The following is a 22,442-nucleotide window of genomic DNA, read 5'->3' on the forward strand; positions in this document are numbered from 1 at the left end:
AACTGTGGGTAGGCCGTGTATCTGGGTATCTGGGCGGTCTGCCGGGCCGGAGGCCGACTGGCTCGTCGTCACACAACACCGCTCCCAGCCTGTACACGGAACCTGAACAGCCGTGACGGGCCACCTGCTCAGTTATGTAGCCGAACAAGCGGGCTTCCTCGTTGACCTGCCGCCGCGACGGTCCTAGCGTCGATCCCGACCGCACCGCCCCTCCGGGCCCCCGACCCCCTCCACGTCACGCGCCAGGGTCGCCGCGCCGCGGGACACCGACGTCCCAGGGGGCGGCGCCGGTCGACGTGGACAGGGGGGAGTCACATGCGCATGCGTCAACTCCGTCGCGGCCTCGTGGGCGTCGCAGCCCCGCTCGCGGTCGCCGCACTGCTCGTCTCTGGCGGTCCCGCCGCTCTGGGGGCCGACGACACCACCGACCGCTGGGGCGGTGACAAGGGCGGCGGGCACCACGACACCGCCACCATCGCGTCCGAGCCGTGGGGCGCCACCGAGGACGGCACCGCCGTCGAGCGGTACACGCTCAGCAACCGCGGCATGACCGTCCGGATCCTCACGTACGGCGGCATCATCCAGTCGCTAGAGGTCCCGAACGGCCGCAAGGACCCGGTGAACGTCGTCCTCGGCTTCGCCGACCTGCAGGGCTACCTCGACAACAACAACCCGGGCCCCTACTTCGGCGCGCTCATCGGCCGGTACGGCAACCGCATTGCGAACGGCCAGTTCGAGCTCGACGGCACCACCTACCAGCTGCCGATCAACAACGACCCGAACAGTCTGCACGGCGGCTTCAACGGGTTCGACACCAAGGTCTGGACCGCGACGCCGCTCCAGAGCAACGGCACTGTCGGTCTGCAGCTCAACTACCTGAGCCCCGACGGTGAGGAGGGCTACCCGGGCAACCTCGACGTCCAGGTCACCTACACGCTGACCCGCGACCAGAAGCTCGAGATCCACTACAACGCGACGACAGACGCGCCGACGGTCGTGAACCTGACGAACCACACCTACTGGAACCTCCAGGGCGAAGGCACGTCGTCAATCCTCGACCACGAGCTCACGCTGCCGGCCAGCGGCTACACGCCGGTCGACTCGACGCTGATCCCGACCGGCGAGATCGCCGACGTGTCGGGCACGCCGATGGACTTCCGGTCGGCGACGGCGATCGGTGAGCGCATCCGCGAGCCGTTCGAGCAGCTGCTCTTCGGGCAGGGCTACGACCACAACTGGGTGCTCGACCGGCCCGACGACGGCAGCCTCCAGCTGGCGGCGAAGCTCCGCGACCCGGACTCCGGGCGGACGCTGAAGATGTGGACGACCGAGCCGGGCATCCAGTTCTACTCGGGCAATTTCCTGGACGCGACGCTCGTCGGCACCGGCGGGCACGTGTACCGGCAGTCGGACGGGCTGGCGCTCGAGACGCAGCACTTCCCGGACTCGCCGAACCAGCCGCAGTTCCCGAGCACGGCGCTGCGGCCGGGGGAGACGTACGACACGACGACGGTGTTCGACCTGTCGCGCGGGCGGCGCTGACTCGATGAGGAGAGAGGACTAAGTCCTTGAGAGAAGGTTCCGAGGCGGGCCCGGCGCGATTGAGCGTCGGGCCCGCCACGGAGCCTGGCTGCTGACTACGCGACTACGACGGCTCCAGGCAGCGCCGAGGCCTGCTCCCTCGTGTAGGTCGGCCGGTGCAGCTCCTGCTGACGTGAGGCGACGACCTCGCGCGTCGCGGAAGTCCGGGCATCGCGGTCCTGACCGTGATGGAGCCGGTCGTGGCACGTCCCGCAGACCGCTGCGATCCAGTCGACGAGGTCGATGTCTGCGATCAGGTGGTGCGCCTGAAAGTGCGGCTGTCCGTTGTCGCGGACCCAACCTGGGTGCTCGCCGCAACTCTCGCACGTGCCGCCGAAGTCGATCGCGCGTCGAACAACGTACGCCGTCTTGAGGGGACTTGATTGCCGCTTGGCGCGCTGATTGCGGGGCGCGCGCCGGCGGCGTCCACCGTTCTTCGTGACCTCCCGCTCCTGCGCGGCCCACAGGTCCGCCTCACTCGGGAGTTCAGGAGCTGGCGCCGGAACGATAACCGGAAGCGAGATCGGGTCGGGGAGGTCGACGTCCGCGAGGAGTCGAAAGCGGACGTCAGTCCGCAGCACGTGATCGCTTCCGACGCTCACGCCCGGCTCGGACGTGACCACTCGGTAGGCGCCCAGGCAGAGCCACCGCGAGCCCGCTGAGGCGACCTTGTAAAAGACCTGGATGGCCGCCCCCGACGTCTCCGCTTCGCGGAGGTGGCGGTTCCCTGCCGTGTCGTCCATCGCACCCGAGGCGCCCTCACCCGAGTACCAGAACTCGCTGGGCTCTTCGATCCACTGGTTCGCGTAGAGCTTCTTGTACGGGTTCCAGAAGATGCAGAGCTCGCCGGCGACCACTGTGATGCCGGCCATCGCGTTCCCGGGCCTTCCGAACTGCTTGGCGTCTTCGTGAAGCTGCGTGCGGTTGTACTCGACGCCAGGCGTGAAGCGACTCATGACGCGGAGCTTGACTCATCAGGTGCTCTTGCGGGCGCGAACCACCATCGGCGCTCTTTGATTCATACCAACGGAGCAACACGGACAGCGGTTCGGCGCCGATCAGGCGAGATGCGCTCATGCCGCTACTGATGAGAGGCACTCGGTGATGGTCCTCGCGAACCAGGGGCGGACGGCGCCGTCGATGAAGCCCTAGTCCCTAGTCCCTAGCCGTGGCCCTACCGCTGTCCCATCGCCGGCGGACCAGGACGACCACACCAGACGCCGAGGCGCTCGATCCGACTGCCACCACGAACGCCATGGCGACGTCGGCACGGAGAGACCCCCGCACGACGTCGGCGGCGGAGATCACCCCGACGGGTTCCGGCGTCCACGGCTCGTCGCCCTCGTGCTCCACCTGCTCACGGAGGTGCAAGACGTCGGCATCAGGCCCGATACCGAACGTCACGTAGGTGGTGTTGAACTCGTCGTACGGGTCCAGCTCGATCGAGCCGAACGGCTTGCCGCCGAGGGTGAGGTCGCAGGCGTGGATGTACTCCGGGACCCTGACGACGGCGGTCCCGTCCTCGCGTCGTGTCTGCTCAGGACCGACGCAGTACGGCTCGTCCAGCGACGCCGCTGCGACCGCTGATCGGATGTCGCGCAGCAGCTCGTCGACCGACCGGGACGTGGCGAACCACCCCCACCGCCCGACGTTCGGCCGGAACATCGACAGCCAGCTCTCCGGACCGGGCCGCTGCTCGTACATCGTGTAGTCGTTCCCGCGCAGCAGGTCGTGCACGGTGGCGATCTGCCGCTCGGTCCGTTCCTTCTCGGCCCGGGCGACCGCGGACCACACCGCTGCGGTCACCACCAGCACGATCACGGCGGCGGCGACCCGCAGCAACGCCCGCCGCCGCGGCGAGCGACGACCGCCGGACCGCGCGTGACCGGCCGGCCGGTCCGGAACGGGCCCGACGCCGGTCACCCGGCGCTCCAGATGACCATCGCGACGAGCATCCCGACGATCCCGCCGACGCACCCGGCGACGAACCCGAGCAGCGGGCTGATGATCGCGCGCCCCGGTGGCTGCTTGCCGAGCGCGAGGTGCGAGAAGGCGAGCGCGATGACCGCGAGCGACGCGACCAGCCACACCGGGGCCGGCGCCAGGTCGAGCATGCGTCCGACCCCGACGAGGGCACCCAGGACGAACCCGTGCCCCCACAGCCGGATGAACGGCGCGATCGGGGCGGTCACCCCGGCGAGCCCGAGGTGGACGAACCCCATGACCACGGTCGGCGGGATGTCCGTCCACCAGAGGACGGCGAAGCACACGGCTTGTGCGACCAGGACGAGCACGAGGGTCTCGCGGCGCGCGACGGACCCGGGCCCGCGGAGCGCGCGGACCGCGAGCACGACGCCGAGCGCGGCCCCGACGCACGCGGCCGCCGGCGCCGCCACGCCGGGGTGGGGGACGCCGAACAGCCGGAGGGCCACGACGAACGTCAGCACCGCCGTGGGCACGGGTCCGAGGACGACGCTGACGACGCGGGCGGCGGGCAGCCCGCGGGGCGGGGGAGCAACGATCGCCTCGGACACGGACCGCACCTCCACGCGTCACCTGCCGTGCCGGCCCGGGGGAGCCGGATCGCATCATGATCGAGGCGCCGACGACCACCCAAGGACCGGCCCACACGACGATGAGTGGTGGATCCCGCGCCTCATGAGTGGCACCTCGCGCCACAGCCTTCTCACAGCCCCCACCCACCGCTAGCGTCGACAGCGGACGCGCACCCGCGCGTCCCTGCACCGCAGCACCCCGCCCGCCGCAGCGGGGCCGCCGCGGTTCCGCGGCCATGGGGGGCCTCGGGAGAACGGCGACGCGACCCGGTTCGAGGGTCACGGAGCCCGATCGGTATGGCGTGGACCGTCCGCCACACCTCGGCGCGAGCGCGCCCGGCGCACGGACGGGCAGACGTCTCCCACCCCAGGAGCACGCCATGCACCCGCACCCCGCCCGCCGACGCCCACGGTCATCGCTCGCCGTCGCGGTCGTCCTCGCTCTGCTCAGCACGGGCACGATCGCCGCGACCACCCCACCGACCCCGGACCCGACCCCCACGGCCCCGACGGCCATCACCGACGAAGGCCCGGACCCCCAGCTCGTCCTCCCACCCGACCAGGGCCCCGGCGACCCGATCACCGACCCGGCCCCCGACGACGACTCCGCCGAGCCCCAGCCCACCGATCTCGAGCAGTCCGGTCGCACGGCCGCCGACGTCGCCGCCCAGATCGACCGCGAGTGCACCAAGACCTCCGCCGAGATCCTCAGCACCCTCCAGAACCTCGGCGCCCGCCAGCAGTTCACGACCGTCCGCCACCGCGGCGACTTCGACGCCCGCACCCCGGAGAACAGCCTCCCGGCCTTCGAGCAGTCGTACCTGCGCTGCCGCGCCGGGGTCGAGACCGACCTGCGCAGCACCGCCGACGGCACGCTCGTCATGTTCCACGACACCCACCTCGGCAAGATGCTCGAGCCGACCTACGACCCCGAGCAGAACACCGGCCCGAACCCGGCCCTCGCGAGCACGACCTGGGCTCAGCTCCAGCAGAAGGACCTGCTGAACATCGCGCGCCAGCCGCAGCCCGGCGTCAAGGTCCCGAGCTTCGAGCAGTTCCTCGACCACTACCGCCGCGTGGGCGGGCGCTCGCTGCTGTACGTCGAGATCAAGAACACGTCGACGAGCGTGGCGCAGTCGCAGGCCGAGATCATCGCGGCGGTCGAGGAGCTGACGAGGTTCCACGACCGGTACCCCGAGGCGAACATGTTCGACCGCGTCGTGTTCAAGTTCCGGATGTCGGCGTGGACGTCGTTCCACGACTGGCAGGCCCGCGCGCTCCGCGTCACCGGGATACCGAAGCTCCCGCTGAGCCAGGTCATGACCTCCCGGCAGATCGCCCGGCAGCTCGGCGGCGACGGCGCCTACAAGGACGCGATCGTCGCCGGGTGGGCGCGGACGACGGCGGCGGATCGTGTGCTCTCCGTCGAGGTGACGATGAAGGACTCCACCGCCTACAGCCACCTCACGCTGAAGCAGGGCCCGGCGCAGACGCCGACGTTCAGCAACCTGCAGTACTACGCGCCCGCCGCCAACGCCACGGCCCCGCCCGGGACGATGGCCAGCGCCACCGAGATCGTGAAGCGGCACGGTAAACCGCTCGGCCAGTTCGTGCCGATCCCGGACTGGGTCATGTTCCGCGACCCGCGGACGTTCGCCTGGGACCAGGTGCTGCGCAACGCCGACGCCGGGATGAGCACGGTGCCGGTGACGCCGCGGGAGGCGTACTTCAACAACGACTCCCGGTGCTGCTACGCGCTGCGGGACCGGATCGACGGCTCGACGACGCAGGACCGCGACCCCGAGCAGAACGACCAGCGGATCCTGCTGCCCTGGCTGGAGGACATCGGCGCGACGTTCCTGACGGCCGACGACACCGACAGCATCGACGCCTACTTCTCGACCCGCGGCAAGAAGCTCGACACCGGCGACAACCGGGTCCGGCCGAACCGCCCCGACTTGGAGATGAACTCGCTCATCCACCCGGAGTCGCGGCAGATCCCCTCGCTGCTGAAGTACGTGCAGGTGACGGTGGGGCCCGTGAGCGAGAGCAGCCGCTGGCACGTGACCGGGACGGTCCGGTACACGGAGCAGTGGCGGGGCGGCGTCCCGGCCACGATGCGCGACCACCTGGTGGGGCACGACTCGCGGTTCACGCCGTTCCGCGCGGGCGCCGCCGTCTACGGCCGGGCCCACCTCCACGTCCAGGCCTCCTGGCAGTACAGCAGCGGACCCAGCGGCGATTTCGACGCGGCCGCCCTGACCATCGAGCTGCCCGAGCACATCCGCGACGGCCGGCACACGCAGGAGATGCGCCTGGCTGACGGCACCCGGCTGAACGTCCAGTACACGGTGTCCCGGCAGTGGGCCGTCGCCCGCGACGTCACCGCGACGCTGCTGAGCAACGACACCTGGCAGCTGTACGGCGGCATCTGCGGGTTCTCGTCCGGCCCGCCACGCGCGGGGTCGAACTGCGACACCGGCGACCTGTCCGAGACGCGCGGGTTCTTCGACCTGGGCCGCTCCGACCGGATCTCGGTCGCACCGAACACGAACATCCCGCTCGCGAGCCACGTCGTCGCCGGCGCCCGGCCGCTCTCCATCCGCACCGACGTCTGGGGCCGCCGGGTCCTGCCCGACATGTCGCTGTCGGCCGGGACCCTGCCGCTCGACGACTGGGGGTCCGAGTTCGGCGTCCGGCAGACCAGGACGATCGGCGGGACCAGCCCGCACGCGGTCCGCATCGGCTACGTCCTCGACGCGGGGAGCAACCGCGCCGCCCCCTGACCCCGCCGGGCACCCGGCCGACCCGCCCTAGACCGACCCCACCGACCCCCGGTCCACGAGCTCGCCGCGCAGCGACTCGTGGACCGGGTCCGCCGGCGCCTCCCGCATCAGCCCGACCAGGTGCCCCACCACCCGCGTCGCCAGCTCCTCCACGGGCAGCCGCACGCTCGTCAGCCCGATCAGGTCCAGCCCCGGCAGCACACCGTCGCACCCGGTCACCGACACGTCCCCCGGTACCGACAGCCCTCGCGCCTGCGCCGCCCGCAGCACCTCCAGCGCCCGCAGGTCCGTCGGGCACAGCACCGCCGACACCTCGCCGGCCTCGACCAGCCCGAGCGCCTCGGCGATCCCGTCGGAGTTCCGGTGCACCGACACGGCCGACACCGACGCCCCGCCGGCCAGCGCGAGCCGCGCCATCGCCGTCGCGCGCACCGACTCCGGCAGCGACACCTCCCGCGACGGCGTCAGCACGGCCACGCTGCGGTGCCCCCGCCCGAGCACGTGCGACACGACCAGCGCCGCGTGGTGCTCCTCGTCGTAGGTGACGGCGTGGATCTCCGGGTCGGACTCCGGCCGCCCGGCGCGGATCATCGGCACCGCCTCCCGGAACGGCAGCAGCCGCTCCGACGGCACGTCGCCGGTCGCGACGATCAGCCCGCTCACCCGCATCCCGAGCAGCCGGGTCAGCCCGGCGATCTGCCGGGACGCGCCGACGTCGCCGGTCGCGGTGACGGTGAGGACCTCGATCCCGACGCGGTGCGCCTCGGACTGGAGACGCGCGTGCAGCAGGCCGTAGGCCGGGTTGTACGAGTCGCGCAGCAGCAGCCCGACGGTGCGGGTGCGGCCGGCGGCGAGCTCGCTGGCCATCACGTTGGGCACGTAGCCCATGCGCTCGGCCATCTCGAGCACCCGCCGGCGGGTGGGGAGCGAGACGCGGCCGGTGCCGTGCAGCGCGCGGGACACCGTCGCCCGGGAGACGCCGAGCCGGACCGCGAGGTCGGCCTCGGTGAACGGGCGGCGCGCGGCCGGCCCGCCCGAGGTGCTGCTCACGGCGCCCATGCTAGGGCGCGGCTGCCGGCGGGGGACCCGCGCGGGCCGGCACTCAGCGCCGCGGGTCGGCCAGCCGCCAGGTGCGCAGGTGGCGCCAGGTCAGCGTCTCCCACCAGTGCCCGGTCCAGCCCGCGGAGCGGAACTCGTACAGCCCGACGAGCGAGGCCGGGAACGACGCCGGGACGGCCGGGGCGGGGACGGCGCGGACAAAGGCCTCGACCTGGTCGGCGAGCTCCGGCTGGGTGTTCATCTCGTGCGAGGCGAGCGAGATGTGCGCGCGGAACAGGCCGGGGCGGAACGGCGACACGAGCAGCGCGTCGATGGTGTGCGCGAGCGGCGCCAGCGCGGCGTTGACGTCGGCCGCGAGGTCGGCGAGCGCGAGGTTCCGGGTGCCGTCGGGCAGCCGGTCGACGTCGTAGGTGACGGCCGCACCGTGCCGGACGATCCCGGAGTGGTGCACCGCGAACCCGGGCCGGTCGCGCAGGACCGGGTCGAGCGCGGCGACGATGTCCGGCACGTCGGCCCGGATCGGGACGGAGCCCGCGAGCGTCGCGTGCGGCGGGAACCGGCCGGCGGACACGAAGCCGAACTGCCGCTCGACGCTCAGGGTGATGCTGGTGACGGCCGCGGAGGTCGCCGGGTCGGGGATCAGGAAGACGCCGTAGACGGGCTCGGTCATGGGTGCTCGCTTCGCTCTCGCAGGGGTGGGGCCGTGGGCCCGGGCCGGGGGAGTCGGACGCCCGGGCCCACGGCGGTCAGGTGCTCGGGTGGTCAGCCGAGCCGGTCGAGGTAGTCGGCGATGGCCGCGTTGCCGCGGGCCTCCGCGTCCTCCCAGGTGGCCCGGACGTCGGCGCCGCCCACGACCGCCTCGACGGCGCTCTTCACCGCCTCCCGGGCCTCGTTCATCGCGCCGGTGTGGCAGCCGGCGCTGGGGACGGAGTCCGTGGTGCGGGCGAGCTGGTCGAGCGCGACCTGCTGCACGTCCGTGACCTCGCCCTGGAGTGAGTCGAGCGCCTCCTGCGACGTCGGCAGGTAGCCGGTCTCGACGAAGATCCGCGCCTGGATCTCGGGCGACGCCAGGTACTGGACGAACGTCGCCGCGGCCGCGAGCTGGTCGGCGGACCGGCCCTCGTCGATCAGCCAGACGGAGTTGCCGCCGGGGACGGCCCCGCCGTCGGGGCTGCCGACCGGGAGCGGCCAGGTGCCGAACTCGAACTCGGCGGCCCGCTCGGCGTCGCCGAAGATCCGCGAGGACTGGATCATGATCGCGGCCTGCTCGGAGGCGAACGCGGTGAGCGACGCGCTGCCGTCCGTGCCGGTGTTGAGCATCGCGCCGCTCGCGACCAAGGACTGCAGGTGCTCCCAGATGCCGATCTGGGTGTCGCTGGTGAGCACGAACGCGTCCGCCGGGTCGGAGGCCACGCCGTTGTCGGGCGTGCAGTACGTCAGCCCCTCCGAGGCGCTGAACTGCTCGGACCACCACGGGTCGAGGAACACCGTGAGCCCGGCGGTCCCGGTCGCGGTGTGCACCTCGGCGGCGACGTCGAACAGGTCGGTGATGCTGGCAGGCACGGCCGACGGGTCGACACCGGCCTCCTCCAGCAGGGCGGCGTTGTAGAGCACCACCGGCTGGGACACCATGATCGGCACCGAGGACAGCACGCCGTCGAACGTGTAGTAGTTCGCGAGCACCGGCACCAGGTCCTCGCCGTCGAACACGGTCCCGTCGACGGCCGCGACCTCGCCGGGCGCGATCGTGAGCCCGGTGTCGTGCAGGTAGGTCGAGAACGTGTCGCCGCCCTGGATGACGTCCGGCAGGTCGCCGGACTGCACCGCGTTGGTCAGCTTGGCCATCGAGTCGACGTAGCTGCCCTGGAAGACGGCGTTCACGGTGATGTCGTCGTGGGCGTCGTTGAATTCGTCGACGAGCGCCGTCAGGGTGTCGGCCGGGACGCCCGACACCGAGTACCAGAAGTCGAGGGTCACCACCCCGCCGCTGCCGGTGTCGCCGGTGGGGTCGGCCGTGGACGGCTCGTCGGACGACCCGCACGCGGACAGCGCCAGGGCGCCCACCGCGAGGGCACCGACGACCCCGCGCTTCCTGATTTCTCGCATGGTGGTGAATCCCTTCCTCATTTGACGGCGCCCTGCGTGAGGCCCTTGGCCAGGAATCGCTGGCCGAGGAGCACGAGGACGATGGTGGGAATGGCGGCGATGGTCACACCGGCGAGGGACGCACCGAGGTCGGTGCCGGATTCGTCGGTGAGGATCTTGATGCCGACCTGCACGGTTCTCGACGCCGGGGTCTCGGACACCACGAGCGGCCACAGGTAGCCGTTCCACGCCGCGATCGCGGCCATGAGCGTCACGGTGACGACGGTCGGCCGGCAGAGCGGCACGAGGAACCCGAACAGGAACCGCATCGGGCGGACGCCGTCGACGACGGCTGCCTCCTCGATCTCCTTCGGGAACGACAGGAACGTCTGCCGGAGCAGGAAGACGTTGTACGCGGAGACCAGGAACGGCAGGAACACCGCGACGACGGTGTCGAACAGCCCGAGCGACCGGATGGTCAGGTAGTTCGCGACGAGGATGGTCTCGCCCGGGATCATCATCGTGAGCAGGATGAACGCGAACACGAGGTTGGGGCGGCGCAGCCGGCCGAAGACCAGCGCGTACGCCGCGAGCAGCGCGGTGAGCACCTGCGCGGCCGTCTGCGCGAGCGTGACGACACCCGAGTTCACCATCTGCCGCAGGATCGGCGCCCGGCCGAGCGCGGCGGTGAAGTTCTCCAGCGAGAACCCCGTCGGCAGCACGTCCCGGAACGTCCCGGTCAGCGCCTGCCCCGGGCGGAGCGCGGCGAACACGACGTAGAGGACGGGCAGCGCGACGAGCAGGGCGGCGACGGCGAGGTAGGCGATGACGGCCCCGCGGGCCAGGTGGGCGCGCATCAGTAGTTCACCCGCCGCTCGAGGACCCCGAACTGCACGGCGGTGAGGACCGCGATGACGACCAGCAGGATGATCCCGCGCGCCGACGCCGCCCCGTAGTCGGCGGTGCCGCCGAACGCCTTGGCCCAGATGTCGAAGACCAGCGTCTGCGTCGCCCGCGCGGGTCCGCCGCCCGTGACCACCTGGATGATCGTGAACTCGCGCATCGCCTGGACGGACTGGGCCACGACGATGAAGAACAGCGTGGGCGTGATCAGCGGGACCGTGACCGACCGCAGCAGCCGCATCCGGCCGGCGCCGTCGAGCGCGGCGGCCTCCTCGACGTCGACCGGGATCGCGTCGATCGCGGCGATCAGCAGCAGCGTGACGAACCCGATCGAGATCCACACGTCCACGAGCACGATCGAGACCAGGGCCATCGTCGGCTCGGTGAGCCAGCCCGCGGGCCGGCCGGTCAGGGCGATGGCGATCTGGTCGAGCAGCCCGTACGTCGGGCTCATCAGCGCGCGGAACGCGAGGCCGGCGACCGCCGCGGACACCGCCATCGGGATCAGCACCGTCGCGCGGGAGAACGCCGTCCCGCGCAGCCGCCGGGACAGCGGCACGGCAAGCGCCAGGCCGACGAGCAGCTTGCCCGCGACCGTCAGCAGGACGAACAGCGACGTGACGAGCAGCGTGCGCCGGAAGTCCGGCGAGCCGAGCATGCTCGCGTAGTTGTCCGTGCCGACGAAGCCCGACGGGCGGCCGAACAGGTCGGAGCTCTGGAACGACAGCACGGTCGTCCGCAGGAGCGGCCAGTAGTTGAACGCGAGCAGCGCCACGACGGTGGGCGCGAGCGCCCAGTACGCCCAGGCCCGCGGTCTGCTGCGTGACCCGGCGCGCCCCCTGGGGGACCGGGTCGCGACGACGTGCTGCATGGATCCTCCGAGTCGTCCCGTCTCCGCGGCAATGCGGAGTCACAAATGCTTTGCGGTCCACCCAAACAGGGTCGAAGTGGACATCCGGGCAATCGGCGGTAAACGCCGGTGCAATCGGATCGGCTTGCTCCGGACCGTACACTGATGAGTAGCATGTGACAACATCCGATAGCGCTCCGGTGACGTTTGCGAGAGCGCGTACGCAAATCTCACGAGGAGGTCACGGTGCAGGCAGCGCTGCTGGTCGCCGCGGGCGTGCTCGCGGTCGTCTACGGCTCCAACGCGGGCGCGACGATTGCGGCGACGAGCCTGCGCGTGCACGGCGGCCGGCCCTGGTTGGCGCTCGCCGCGCTGGGGTCGGCGGTCGCCGTCGCGCCCCTGGTGCTGGGCACCGCGGTGGCGAGCACGGTCGCGCACGAGCTCGTGCCGTCCGGGGATGATCCGCGCGCCGACCGGCTCGTGTTCCTGGCGGCCGTCGTCGCCGCGCTGGTCGTCACCGGGGTGCTGAGCCGCTGGGGCCAGCCGACCAGCCTGACGCTCGCGCTGATCGCCGGGATCGCGGGCGGCGGGCTCGGCGCGGGGCAGGCGATGGGGTGGTCCGCGATCGGGCGGGTGCTGGCGCTGGTGGCGGTCGCGCCGTTCGTCGGCCTGGCGCTCGCGGCCGCGCTGCACCGGCTGTCGGCCGCCTGGCGGGTGTCGCCCGGCGCGGTGCGTCGCTGGCACGTCGGGTCCTACGGCCTGCTGTGCCTCGCCTTCGGGTCGAACGACGCGCAGAAGCTGCTGGCGATCGTCGCGGTGGCGTCCGCACCGGGCTCGGCCACGGTCGACCCGGTGCTCTGGCAGCTGCTGCTCTGCGGCGGGCTGTTCACGCTCGGCGCGGTCCTCGGCTTGGCGCGGATGGAGCGCACCGTCAACCGCGGCATCCTCGCCGTCCGCGGCCTCGACGCCGTGACCACGCAGACGACGACGGCCGTCGTCATGCTCGCGAGCTCCGGGGTCGGCAGCCCCGTCGGCATGGCGCAGACGCTCTCCGGCTCCCTCGTGGGTGCCGGTCTCGCACGAGGGAGAGGGAAGGTCCGATGGGAGTACGCCGGGAGGGTCGCACTGGCCTGGGGGCTGACGGTGCCCGCGAGCGTCGTGGTGGCGGGCTGCGTCGCGTGGGGCGCCGGGCTGGCCGCCGGATGAGGCGGTTGGCCCGCGGCATCTCGGGTGCCGCCCGGGACGACCTGGTCGACGGGCTCGTCGGGCAGCTGCGCGCGACCGAGGAGGCGTGCGACGTGGCGCTGCGGCTGGCGCGGGGGTCGGTGTCGGCGGGCGCCGCGCGCGAGGAGGTGGCGGCCGTCGAGCACGAGGGCGACGCGTGGCGGGCGCACGTCGTCGAGTCACTCACCCGCGCGCTGACGTCGTACCTCGACCGGGAGGACCTGTTCACCTACTCGCGGGCGGTCGACGACGTGCTCGACAACCTCCGGGACTTCGTGCGGGAGGTCGACCTGTACGGGGTGCGGCCGGCGCCGTCGTGGGTGGGCGTGCTGGAGGAGATCCGGGTCGGGATCCGGGCGCTGCGGGCGGCGACCGAGTGGCTGCGGCGGGACGTGCGGCGGGTGTCGGTGGCGGCGCTCGCGGCGAAGAAGGCGCCGGTGCGGGGGCAGTACCAGCTGGCGATGGCGGCGCTGCTCGCCGAGCCGCTCACAGCGTCGACGCTGCGGCGGCGGGAGGCGCTGCGGCGGCTGGACATCGTGGGGCTGCGGTTGTCGGAGGCTGCGGATCACCTCGCGACCGCGGCGATCAAGCGGGGGACGTGACGGCGGGCCGCCTGCGGCAACCGCTGGAGCGCGGTGGTCCATACGAGTGATCAGCGCACTGGCGTTCAGCGTTCCTGTCCCTGAGCCGCCCGAGTCGGTTATTTTGCTCCGGAGGCTGGAGGTGGGCATGTACTTCTCAGAAGCGAACGGTGTCGCGTCGGGTGATTGGTTCGATCGGCTGCTCGAAGTTGACACGCAACTCTTTGTCGATCCATTCTTGATTTACGCCGAAACTGCAGGCTCGTGGTCGCACGCGGGCGATAAGATCGCCGAGTACTTCCAGAGCGCCTTCGAGATCCTCGCTGGACATCAGGGGAGCCCGGATAGCCTCCAATATCGCAAAGTGGTCACCCTTATGCTGTTCCCGGAGCCAAGTGAGTTTGGCCTCGGATTCGTTTCAAGGGGTACGCGCGGATCTGGAACCGCCGTCGGGTTCGCCAGGAGGATCGTGCGAGCCATGGCAACTGCTATTGAGGCGGGGCTCCAGGATTTGCATCACTTCGAAGAGCTCGGGGTTCTCGTAGATCGCATTGGGCGAGATCGCATCTCCGACATCACCCTCAATATACTCAAGCCTGAGTTCATTGAGTACACCCAGCGCGTCTGCACCGAGCTCGGGATCCCGATGGAGGAGCGGGAGATCGAGCACTCGCTGTTCGACGACCGGCGGCAGAGGTGGGTGACGTCTAAGCAGCGGGTCCCGGTGAATCCGGTCGACGACGAGCCGATATTGCTCACGCCAAAGCGCTTCTTGCGCGAGCTCCCTACCCTGGGCGTTGGGGACTGGTGGAACTACGCCGAGCCGTACTTCCGCGAGGACTTGAACTTCGACCTCGCTACGAAGATGCGCAAGGAAGATATCGTCGCGCTCGCCAAGCGGCACCCCGAGAAGGTCCGAGAATGGTCGAATGCGCGCGAAGCCCAGCCTGCCAATCCGTACGATGTTGACCGGGACCCGGAGGGTCTGCACGGGTGGCAGGCGCAGGGGAAGGCGGTGCAAGAGAGCAGTCCCATCGCCATGGGTGATCAGGTTGAGCCCGCCGAGCTCGATGCATTTATCCAGGCGGTAAACGGCGCGTTCAAGCACTTCGTGGAAGAGCAGGGGGGCTGGCGCCTGCTCTACAACGACGAGACTGGCACGCCTAAGAGGGAAGCCTCGATCCAACTCCTTTACAAGGGCGTGGTCCAGGCCTACTGCGACACTCATGGAGTTGCGCTCGATCGTGAAGTTGAGCTCGGGAGGGGTCCTGTCGACTTCGTATTTACGCGCTCGGCGAGAGACCGGGTATTGCTTGAAGTGAAAAAGATGAATAATGGCGAGTACTGGCATGGCCTAGAAGAGCAACTTACGTCGTACCTAAATAGCGCGGGGTGCTCGCGTGGTTGGTTCCTCGCAGTTCGGCTCGGTGACACGAAGACGCAACGTGCACGAACTGACGACCTCGCCCGTCGAACGCGGAGCGCTGCGAAGGCGACGGGATTCAGTCTGCGCAGTGACTGGGTAGATGCAAGACCGAAGAAGTCGGCCAGCGACCTGAAGCCTTCGAGTCCCGGCGTGAAGGAGTCCCAGGAGGACCCTGAGTTTGGGGATCGTTAGGGAATCTGCCGAACGCAGTCGACGGGTGGCTGGGATCCCGGGTAGTCGGTGCGCGCTGTGCCCTTCACGCCGCCCGTCCACGAGCCGCGCCACGTGCAGCGCCAGATACACCTCCTCCTCCCCACCCACGTCCCACCCGAACCGCCCCCGCAGCAGCCCGGCGATGGCCACCGCCGAGTCGAACGCCCGCGGATGGTCCCGCCGCACCGCCTCGCGCAGCGCCGACGCCGACCCCCACCAGACCCCGCCTCCCCGCGCGCCTGCCGCACGAACAGGCACCGCAGGTGCGTCACGAACCGCCCCACCTCCAGCGACTCCTCGCCCAGCGCGCACCCGTGCAGCGCCCGCACGATCCCGAGCGCCGCCGCGAACGCCCGGCACGACGACGGGTCGGGGACGCTGGAGCGGTACCGGAAGAAGTCGTTCGACTGGTACGCCGAGGTGATCCGGACGAACGGGGGGAGCCTGGAGCGGTAGCGCGCCGGGGGCTGTGCGGGGGAGCGGGCCACTTCGCGCGAGGAGGGTCCGCTCCTCGGCGTCAGCCTTCGAGCGCGTTTCGAACTTCGCGATCGAAGTCGGCGACGGTCATCCCGGGAGTCAGCTCGATCTCAGCGGTGAGCCCTGAGTCGAACGCGACGACCCGAGGACCGTCCGCCGGCATGAGCGTGCGCAGCCAGACGGCGACGTCGGCGTTCTGCTCCGGCGTCCCTTCCAGGTTGATCGACGAGAAGTCGTGCATCGCGGTGATGTAGAAGCCCGGCCCTTCCGCGATCACGTCGAGGCGCAGCGCGATCTTGCGCGGGTCCTCGTCCACCACACGAACGCCGTCCGGCCAGCGCACCCGTGCTGCCTCGAGCAGCGCGTCGGCGGTCAGCGGCAGCGCGAGTGCGTCGTCCTCGCACGCGATGATCAGGTCCTGGAGCACGGCTCTCCTTACGAGTTCTTGGGCTGGTAGTACACCTCGATGTCGACCCCTTCTCCAACGATCGAGTCCACGCGATTTTGAAGGAACGTCACGGCATCCTCGGTGGAGGTGGGGATGCGCACCCGCGCGATCGGATTGCTCTCGTCCTGGATCACCGCCACGTATCGCTCGATCTCGTCGTCGAACTTCGCCATCACCTTCTCGACGCGCGCGGGTGATGCCCCGCCGTCGTACGCCGAACGGCCCGGGGCCTGGACGTGCTTCGCGTCCATGGCCGTCACACCGTCGGGGTCCAGCCGCACGTGGTCCGCCCAGATCCGGCGATCGCCTCCAGTCACCCGGTATTCGAACTCGGACCCGGTGGCCTCGATCTGATAGCGGGCCCACGGGGCGTTACTGGTCACCGCACGCCGGCTCGCGTCACGTCCGCCCAAGGGCTCGTCGTAGAGCTCGTCGATCCACCGGGCTCGTGCCAGTGGGTCGTCCCAGCGCGAGCCTGCCTGGTACAGGCCGCGCGCCGCCGCGTTGAGGTCGCTGCCTGCGCTCGCGACCTCCTCGGCCGCGGACAGCCCACGCAGAGCCCGCGTAGCGGCTCCGGCGCCCCCCGCTGCGGCAAGTGCGATGTCGGGCGTGAGCTGCCCCCACCACTGGGCCGGGCGATCCCGGAGGAGCTCGAGCTGCGCGAGCTGCTCGGTGGTTCCGATGGGATCGTCCGCCAGCGAGTCGTACGTGTCGACCGCGGCGCCGGCCATCTCGCGTCCGTCGCGGTACATGCCCTTCGAGTCGAGCAGCCCGCGGATGGCGTTGAACTTCCACAGCACGTCCGTGATCCCGGTGACCCAGGACCACATGCCCTGGGCGAAGTCCCCGAGATGCCACCGCCCGTCGGGAAGTCCGGCGGCTAGTTCGTCGAGCACCGCTGATGCCGCCCGCGCCGATGCCGCTACCTGGTCCTGCGCCGACGCCAGAACATCCTCGGCGAGTTGCCGGTGGCCTGCTCCTGAATCGGTCATCGCGCTCCCCCGCGCCAGGAGCGCGCCCGACGGACCCAACTCGGCGTCGCGGAGGGCGCAACCACGCGCGTACAGGCTGACGGCGGTCGCGGCCCTTCCTTGACCCCACTCGAGTGCGTCGGCGTGGAGCAGCAGAGTGGATGCGGCGGTAGCGTGGATCTGCGCCACGGTGTCGAGCGTCTGGGCGAACTGCTCACGACGGTTCGCCCAGCCGTCGGCGGCGGTGCCGGTCCAGGACGCGGGCTGAGCCTTTCGGGTCTCCGCGGCCTGCTCGGTAAGCGCGCGGGCCTGCTGGTCGAGTTGCTCCGAATCGCCGCGGAGCGCTCCCGGCGAGCCTGGGACGAGCAGTTGCGGGTCGTCGCAGTTCGTAAGGGTCGCTCCGAGGGCGGTGCCGGTCACCACGGCGTACGGCCGAGCTTGGAGTTCATCTGACGCGCTCGTGCCTCGACGGCCACGTCGACCTCGGTGTACGCGTCCGCGGTCCCGCGCAGCTCGTACCCAGCGTGCTCGATCTCGTCCGCAAGACCGTCGAGAAGGTACGAGAACCGGTCCGCCCAACCGTTGGCGGAACCGGGTAGGGCGTAGCCGTACTCCTGCGCGGCCTGCATCGCGCGGCGTTCCCCCACGGAGTCGACGCGGTCGGCGAGACCTAGAACCGTGTTGGCGGTGTCACGCAGCGCACCGATGTCGACGGTGTACCCGCCGGCGGACAGGACACCATCCGAGGCTGTCGCCCCGGCTGTCCCGCCGTCGTGTGCCATGTTGCTGCTCATCGCCGCCCCCTCCGATCGAGCACGGCAGGCATCGTACGAGCGCCAGCAGCGAACCGTCGGCGGTTTCGGCTGCGATCTCTTGCGACCACCCGTGCAGAGCAGCGAATGAAAGCCGCGGCACCCGCGAGGTGGCTCCGACCTGGCGGCGTGCCGGGACGTCCGATCGGGCGACCCGGGTGCAGACGCCCTTGTCGCCGGCCGGCGCACTGCCGATAGCCTCCGGCAACGACCCGACCCCGACCGAGGACGACGCATGGGCATGTGGGACTGGCTGCGGCCACGGAAGCGCACGGACGAGCCCACTGCGGCGCAGCTGCTCGACCAGGTCGGGCCTCCCGCCCCGACGACGCGCGCCGCGACGCCGGTGGCGGTCCCCTCGCCGCCCCTCACGTCGGCTCCACGCGCCGTCTTCGCCGTCCTCGACGTCGAGACGACCGGCCTCGCGGCCGCCCGCGACCGGGTCCTCGAGCTCAGCGTCGTCCGCTGCGACGCCGCCGGCCGGCCGATCGACGAGTGGTCGTCCCGGTTCAACCCGCAGGGCCCGGTCGGCGCCACGCACATCCACGGCATCACCGCCGCGGACGTCGCGGACGCGCCGCTGTTCGCGGCCGAGGTCGCCACGCTGGCGGGTCGGCTGTCCGGGCTCGTGCTCGTCGCCCACAACGCGCGGTTCGACCTCGGGTTCCTCCGCGCCGAGTTCGCTCGCGCCGGGTGGGCGATGCCGTGGGCTCCGTCGCTGTGCACGCTCGAGGAGAGCCGCCGCCACCTGCCGTCCCTCGCCCGCCGTCGGCTCCCCGACTGCTGCGCCGCCGCGGGCGTCCGGCACGAAGGCGCGCACTCGGCCCTCGGCGACGCCCGCGCGGCCGCCGGTCTGCTGGCGGCTTACCTGGGCGCACGGCGCGGCGGGGCAGCTCTGTATGACGCGCTGGTCGCCGAGGCGGCCGCAGTGGCGTGGCCCGACGGTCCGTCCGGGACCGTGGTGCCCGCGGCGCCCGTCCGCGTCGTCCGCGAGGACCGCCGGATCCGCGAGCAGCCCCGGGAGCATCGCCGCCTCGTGCAGCTGCTCGACGACCTCGCGGTGGCGGACGCCGTCCCGACCGGTGCGCCGGAAGGCACGGCCTCGTACGTCGAGCTGCTCGCGGAGGTCCTGGAGGACGGCGTCCTCACCGACGACGAGGCCGGGGCGCTCGCGGACATCGCGCAGCTGTGGGAGCTGCCGCCGGAGGCGGTCACGGCCGCGCACGAGGCGTTCCTGCTCGCGCTCGCGGGCAAGGCGGTCGCCGATGCCCGGGTGACTCAGGCGGAGCGCGCCGAGCTGTACGAGGTGGCCGAGCTGCTGGGTGCGGACCGGAGCCGGGTGCTCGCGTCGCTGGACGCCGCCGCGGCCCGGCGCGACGCCCGGCAGAGCGAGGGGCTGGCGCCGCTGCCCGAGGGGTGGGCACACGGCGAGCCGCTGCGGGTCGGAGAGTCGGTGGTCTTCACCGGGTGCGACGAGGACGTGCGGACGGTGCTCGAGGCGCGGGCGAGGGCCGCGGGCCTGCGGGTCTCGACCAAGGTGTCAGGCCGCACGGCCATGCTCGTCACTGACGGCAGCTTCGCCGGCACCAAGCTGGCGGACGCGCAGCGCCTCGGCACCCGCATCGTCGCGCCGGAGCTGTTCGGGGTCCTGCTCGACCACGTCCAGCGCGCGGCCGCGCCGACGGTCACCGCGACCAGGCACGGGCGGGCGACCCCGTCGGCCCCGGCGCCTGCGGTCGAGCGCGTGGTGGCGGCGCGCGCCGACGTCGCGCCGGCGGTGATCCGCGAGTGGGCGCGCGGCCAGGGCATCGTGGTGAGTGACCGAGGCCGCCTGTCGGCGGACGTCGTCGCCCGGTACCACGACGCGCACCCAATGCAGGCGACGCTGTGAGCGCCGGGTACCTGGTCCCGCCGACGCTGACGGCCGGTGCCTGTGTCCTCGCGGTGGCGCTGGGCGGATGCGTGATCGACCAGAACCGCCCCCGGATCACCTATGTGAACGACTCCACGGCGACGGTCGTCGTGACCGTCGAGCGTCCGGGTGGCGAGTCCACGAGGGAGCGTGAGGTGCTGATGGACGACGCGACCGACCTCGCTCTCCCCGAGTGCGAGGACGACTCCAGCCTGCGGGTCGTCGCGGCGACTGGAGAGCTCATCGGAACGGTTGACGGGCCGCTGTGCCCCGGGGGCGTCCTGACGGTCACGGACGAGATGACTCTTGAGTACGACCCGGACAGCGGGAACTCAGCAGTCCACTGACGGCTCGAGTTCGTGCGCGTCTCGATCGGCCGCGAGCGGGCAGATCGCAGCTCGTCTGGCCGGTTGCCCGACGTCACGTCCGCCGCGAGCGCGTGCCCAGGAAGTTGTACGCGGTGTCCCCCCGGGGGGGTCAGTACACGACCCGCCCCGACGCGTCCTTGATGCCGGACTTCCGCCAGAAGTAGCTCCGCACCTGGTCCCGCCACTCCACCGCGGACGCCCGCTGCACCTCCAGCCGCTCCCGCACCCGCGCGTCGAACTCGGCCGGCACCGCCCCACCCACGAGGTCCGCCAACGAATCCCACGAGGCCTCGACCCCGTCCAGCCCCTCGACCGCCTCGGAACGCGAGTCGTAGATGTGCTGGATCACCGTCTTCCCCGACCGGAGCACGTGCGCGTACGGCACGTGGTGGAAGAACAGCAGCAGCTCGTCCGGGCACGTCTCGACCGACTCGTACGTCTCCCGCCACGGCGACGGGAACTGCCCCGCGAACCCGGTCCCGGTCGCCACGGTGCGGTCGACCCCGATCCCGTCGCGGTCGGCGAAGTGGTACGTCCCCCAGCGCGAGTACTCGTACCCGTCGACGGACGGCCCGCCGTGGGTGCCCGGGTCGACCATGAACCCGACGCCCAGCGGCGCGGTGTACCCCTCGTACCGCGCCCACGAGCCGTCCATCACCTCGTGCAGCACCGACCGGATCCGCGCCAGGTCGCCAGCACCGGCCGAGGCGAACGTCAGCGCGATCCACTCGTCCAGCACGTCCTCGGCCGTGAGCGTCGAGTCCCACGCCAGCCGCCCGAACGCGTACAGGTTCGCCTGGGCCAGCGGGTGTCCGGTCCAGAACGCGTCGTCCCCGACGTTCGACACCGCGGCCACGCCGCCGGCCGGGGCCGAACCGCCGCCCCCGGCGCCGCCGACGATCGACGCCACCGCCCGCGAGCCGTCCAGCGGGAACCGCAGGTACTCCCGCCACGCCGGCGCGAGGTAGCAGACGTGCCGCTGCTGCCCGGTGTACTCCTGCGTGACCTGCAGCTCGACCGCCAGCCGGGTGCGCGGCATCGCGGCCAGCACGGGGGAGAGTGGCTCGCGGACCTGGAAGTCCATCGGCCCGTGCTTGACCTGCAGGACGACGTTGTCGGCGAACGTCCCGTCGAGCGGCGCGAAGTGGTCGTACGACGCCCGCGCGCGGTCGGTGCTGCGGTCCCGCCAGTCCTGGTGGTGGTTGTAGACGAACGCCCGCCACAGGACGGTGCCGCCGTGCGGGCGGAGGGCCGCGGCGAGCATGTTCGCGCCGTCGGCGTGGCTGCGGCCGTAGGCGAACGGGCCGGGCTGGCCCTCCGAGTCGGCCTTGATGAGGAACCCGCCGAAGTCCGGGACCGCCGCGTAGACGCGGTCCGCGGTCGACGCCCACCACGACGCCACCTCGGGGTCCAGCGGGTCCGACGTCGCGAGGCCGCCGAGCCGCTGCGGCGAGCCGAACGTCACCGACAGGAAGATCCGGATCCCGTACGCCCGGAACACCTCGGCGATGCGGGCGACGTCCGGCAGGCCGTCGGTGAGCAGCTGGGCCTCGTGGGCGTGCACGTTGACGTTGTTGATGCCGACCGCCTCGACGCCGGTCGCGGCGAGCAGCCGGGCGTAGTCGCGGACCCGGCCCAGGTCCGCGCGGACCTCGCCGTCGGCGTAGAAGATCGAGCCGCCGGCGTACCCCCGCTCGATCTGGCCCATCACCGGGTGCACGGTCATGTTGTCCCAGTGGTCGAGCATGCGGAGCGGCTGCTCGGGCGCGCTCGTCGTCGTCCCGGGCACCGCGTCGAGGCCGAGCATCCGCCCCACCGCCTCCTCGCGGGCCAGCGCGTACAGCCCGCGCAAGGTGGCCGGTCCGTCGGCGCCGAGCAGCACCGTGCGGTCGCCGGTCCGGATGATCGCGTGGCCGCCGGCGGGGACCTGGGGCAGGGCGTCGAGGCCGACCGACGACGGCGAGGCGACGGCGCCGACCGGCGCGACGACCAGCCGCGCCTCGGCGGCAGCCGCGTCCGAGGCGGCGGCCGGGCCCGAGGAGCCGGACGACAGCTCCGAGCGGACCGTGTCGAGGCACGGCCCGGCGCCGAGGACGGCGGACGGCTGCGCGCGCAGCGGGGCCAGGGCCGCGTCAGGCAGCCAAGCGTGGTGGACGGTGACGGCGACGGCGTTGTCGGGGGTCATGGCTCC

At 71.7% G+C, this 22,442-nt stretch carries 19 protein-coding genes; 7 read left to right on the forward strand and 12 right to left on the reverse strand.

Going from position 1 to position 22,442, the window contains the following annotated elements; genetic code table 11:
- Positions 1-315 precede the first annotated feature (315 nt).
- Complete coding sequence (locus tag AC3WUG_RS00350; protein ID WP_492325810.1) at positions 316-1,542, forward strand: aldose epimerase family protein; 1,227 nt, start codon at positions 316-318, stop codon at positions 1,540-1,542.
- Positions 1,543-1,637: 95 nt separating this feature from the next.
- On the opposite strand, the gene AC3WUG_RS00355 is transcribed toward AC3WUG_RS00350, so the two are convergent.
- The 3 genes from AC3WUG_RS00355 to AC3WUG_RS00365 all read right to left on the reverse strand — a co-directional run bounded on the left by AC3WUG_RS00355 (position 1,638) and on the right by AC3WUG_RS00365 (position 4,115).
- Positions 1,638-2,537 carry an SRA domain-containing endonuclease gene (locus AC3WUG_RS00355; protein WP_492325811.1) on the reverse strand — a complete coding sequence of 300 codons (900 nt, stop codon included), beginning with the start codon at positions 2,535-2,537 and terminating at the stop codon, positions 1,638-1,640.
- Between the two features lie 199 nt (positions 2,538-2,736).
- Positions 2,737-3,387, reverse strand: a complete 651-nt coding sequence (locus tag AC3WUG_RS00360; protein ID WP_492325812.1) for a hypothetical protein — start codon at positions 3,385-3,387, stop codon at positions 2,737-2,739.
- Between the two features lie 113 nt (positions 3,388-3,500).
- The gene (locus AC3WUG_RS00365) at positions 3,501-4,115 is read right to left on the reverse strand and encodes a hypothetical protein (RefSeq protein WP_492325813.1); all 615 of its coding nucleotides are present in this window, start codon (positions 4,113-4,115) and stop codon (positions 3,501-3,503) included.
- Between the two features lie 401 nt (positions 4,116-4,516).
- Between AC3WUG_RS00365 and AC3WUG_RS00370 the strand changes: the two genes are divergently transcribed.
- Entirely contained in the window at positions 4,517-6,922 is a 2,406-nt protein-coding gene (locus AC3WUG_RS00370; protein ID WP_492325814.1) for a glycerophosphodiester phosphodiesterase family protein, read from the forward strand.
- 27 nt (positions 6,923-6,949) lie between these two features.
- Here AC3WUG_RS00370 and AC3WUG_RS00375 read toward each other — a convergent pair whose 3' ends face one another.
- From AC3WUG_RS00375 to AC3WUG_RS00395, 5 genes are all read right to left on the reverse strand, one after another.
- Complete coding sequence (locus tag AC3WUG_RS00375) at positions 6,950-7,972, reverse strand: LacI family DNA-binding transcriptional regulator (RefSeq protein ID WP_492325815.1); 1,023 nt, start codon at positions 7,970-7,972, stop codon at positions 6,950-6,952.
- Between the two features lie 52 nt (positions 7,973-8,024).
- A complete protein-coding gene (locus tag AC3WUG_RS00380; protein WP_492325816.1) occupies positions 8,025-8,651 on the reverse strand; it encodes a 2'-5' RNA ligase family protein in 627 nt (208 codons plus the stop codon).
- A 92-nt stretch (positions 8,652-8,743) separates the two neighbouring features.
- The gene (locus tag AC3WUG_RS00385; RefSeq protein ID WP_492325817.1) at positions 8,744-10,108 is read right to left on the reverse strand and encodes an ABC transporter substrate-binding protein; all 1,365 of its coding nucleotides are present in this window, start codon (positions 10,106-10,108) and stop codon (positions 8,744-8,746) included.
- A complete protein-coding gene (locus tag AC3WUG_RS00390) occupies positions 10,105-10,923 on the reverse strand; it encodes a carbohydrate ABC transporter permease (protein ID WP_147795638.1) in 819 nt (272 codons plus the stop codon). The genes AC3WUG_RS00385 and AC3WUG_RS00390 overlap by 4 nt, the downstream gene beginning before the upstream one ends.
- A complete protein-coding gene (locus AC3WUG_RS00395) occupies positions 10,923-11,840 on the reverse strand; it encodes a carbohydrate ABC transporter permease (protein ID WP_492325818.1) in 918 nt (305 codons plus the stop codon). Before AC3WUG_RS00395 ends, AC3WUG_RS00390 begins: the two co-directional genes overlap by 1 nt.
- A gap of 225 nt (positions 11,841-12,065) precedes the next feature.
- Here AC3WUG_RS00395 and AC3WUG_RS00400 point away from each other — a divergent pair, with 225 nt between their 5' ends.
- Genes AC3WUG_RS00400 through AC3WUG_RS00410 form a run of 3 tightly spaced genes read left to right on the forward strand, consistent with a single transcriptional unit; the run spans position 12,066 to position 15,242 of the window.
- Positions 12,066-13,025 (forward strand): inorganic phosphate transporter, encoded by a 960-nt coding sequence (locus tag AC3WUG_RS00400; RefSeq protein ID WP_492325819.1) that lies wholly within the window; start codon positions 12,066-12,068, stop codon positions 13,023-13,025.
- Positions 13,026-13,030: 5 nt separating this feature from the next.
- Complete coding sequence (locus tag AC3WUG_RS00405) at positions 13,031-13,645, forward strand: DUF47 family protein (protein WP_492325820.1); 615 nt, start codon at positions 13,031-13,033, stop codon at positions 13,643-13,645.
- A gap of 46 nt (positions 13,646-13,691) precedes the next feature.
- A complete protein-coding gene (locus tag AC3WUG_RS00410) occupies positions 13,692-15,242 on the forward strand; it encodes a DUF8370 family protein (RefSeq protein WP_492325821.1) in 1,551 nt (516 codons plus the stop codon).
- A 538-nt stretch (positions 15,243-15,780) separates the two neighbouring features.
- Here the strand turns inward: AC3WUG_RS00410 and AC3WUG_RS00415 are convergent.
- From AC3WUG_RS00415 to AC3WUG_RS00425, 3 genes are read right to left on the reverse strand one after another with little or no spacing between them, the layout of a single operon-like run.
- Positions 15,781-16,167 carry a hypothetical protein gene (locus AC3WUG_RS00415; RefSeq protein WP_492325822.1) on the reverse strand — a complete coding sequence of 129 codons (387 nt, stop codon included), beginning with the start codon at positions 16,165-16,167 and terminating at the stop codon, positions 15,781-15,783.
- 8 nt (positions 16,168-16,175) lie between these two features.
- Positions 16,176-17,579, reverse strand: a complete 1,404-nt coding sequence (locus AC3WUG_RS00420) for a restriction endonuclease fold toxin-2 domain-containing protein (RefSeq protein WP_492325823.1) — start codon at positions 17,577-17,579, stop codon at positions 16,176-16,178.
- Positions 17,576-17,953 carry a hypothetical protein gene (locus AC3WUG_RS00425; RefSeq protein WP_492325824.1) on the reverse strand — a complete coding sequence of 126 codons (378 nt, stop codon included), beginning with the start codon at positions 17,951-17,953 and terminating at the stop codon, positions 17,576-17,578. The genes AC3WUG_RS00420 and AC3WUG_RS00425 overlap by 4 nt, the downstream gene beginning before the upstream one ends.
- A 253-nt stretch (positions 17,954-18,206) precedes the next feature.
- Here AC3WUG_RS00425 and AC3WUG_RS00430 point away from each other — a divergent pair, with 253 nt between their 5' ends.
- Together AC3WUG_RS00430 and AC3WUG_RS00435 are read left to right on the forward strand one after the other, a co-directional pair.
- Entirely contained in the window at positions 18,207-19,862 is a 1,656-nt protein-coding gene (locus AC3WUG_RS00430) for an exonuclease domain-containing protein (RefSeq protein WP_492325825.1), read from the forward strand.
- Entirely contained in the window at positions 19,859-20,230 is a 372-nt protein-coding gene (locus tag AC3WUG_RS00435; protein ID WP_492325826.1) for a hypothetical protein, read from the forward strand. Before AC3WUG_RS00430 ends, AC3WUG_RS00435 begins: the two co-directional genes overlap by 4 nt.
- A gap of 130 nt (positions 20,231-20,360) precedes the next feature.
- Here AC3WUG_RS00435 and AC3WUG_RS00440 read toward each other — a convergent pair whose 3' ends face one another.
- Positions 20,361-22,436: an alpha-glucuronidase gene (locus AC3WUG_RS00440; protein ID WP_492325827.1), complete on the reverse strand. Its 2,076-nt coding sequence runs from the start codon at positions 22,434-22,436 to the stop codon at positions 20,361-20,363.
- Positions 22,437-22,442 lie beyond the last annotated feature (6 nt).

It is taken from the genome of Cellulomonas sp. EB106-03-03-XG116 (assembly GCF_058792015.1).

What these genes read in the sequence shown, in the direction of transcription:
- AC3WUG_RS00390 (WP_147795638.1), bottom strand. Translation starts at nt 10,923, where the DNA reads ATGCGCGCCCACCTGGCCCGCGGGGCCGTCATCGCCTACCTCGCCGTC.
- AC3WUG_RS00350 (WP_492325810.1), top strand. Translation starts at nt 316, where the DNA reads ATGCGCATGCGTCAACTCCGTCGCGGCCTCGTGGGCGTCGCAGCCCCG.
- AC3WUG_RS00440 (WP_492325827.1), bottom strand. Translation starts at nt 22,436, where the DNA reads ATGACCCCCGACAACGCCGTCGCCGTCACCGTCCACCACGCTTGGCTG.
- AC3WUG_RS00355 (WP_492325811.1), bottom strand. Translation starts at nt 2,537, where the DNA reads ATGAGTCGCTTCACGCCTGGCGTCGAGTACAACCGCACGCAGCTTCAC.
- AC3WUG_RS00395 (WP_492325818.1), bottom strand. Translation starts at nt 11,840, where the DNA reads ATGCAGCACGTCGTCGCGACCCGGTCCCCCAGGGGGCGCGCCGGGTCA.
- AC3WUG_RS00430 (WP_492325825.1), top strand. Translation starts at nt 18,207, where the DNA reads ATGGGCATGTGGGACTGGCTGCGGCCACGGAAGCGCACGGACGAGCCC.
- AC3WUG_RS00370 (WP_492325814.1), top strand. Translation starts at nt 4,517, where the DNA reads ATGCACCCGCACCCCGCCCGCCGACGCCCACGGTCATCGCTCGCCGTC.
- AC3WUG_RS00385 (WP_492325817.1), bottom strand. Translation starts at nt 10,108, where the DNA reads ATGAGGAAGGGATTCACCACCATGCGAGAAATCAGGAAGCGCGGGGTC.
- AC3WUG_RS00380 (WP_492325816.1), bottom strand. Translation starts at nt 8,651, where the DNA reads ATGACCGAGCCCGTCTACGGCGTCTTCCTGATCCCCGACCCGGCGACC.
- AC3WUG_RS00425 (WP_492325824.1), bottom strand. Translation starts at nt 17,953, where the DNA reads ATGAGCAGCAACATGGCACACGACGGCGGGACAGCCGGGGCGACAGCC.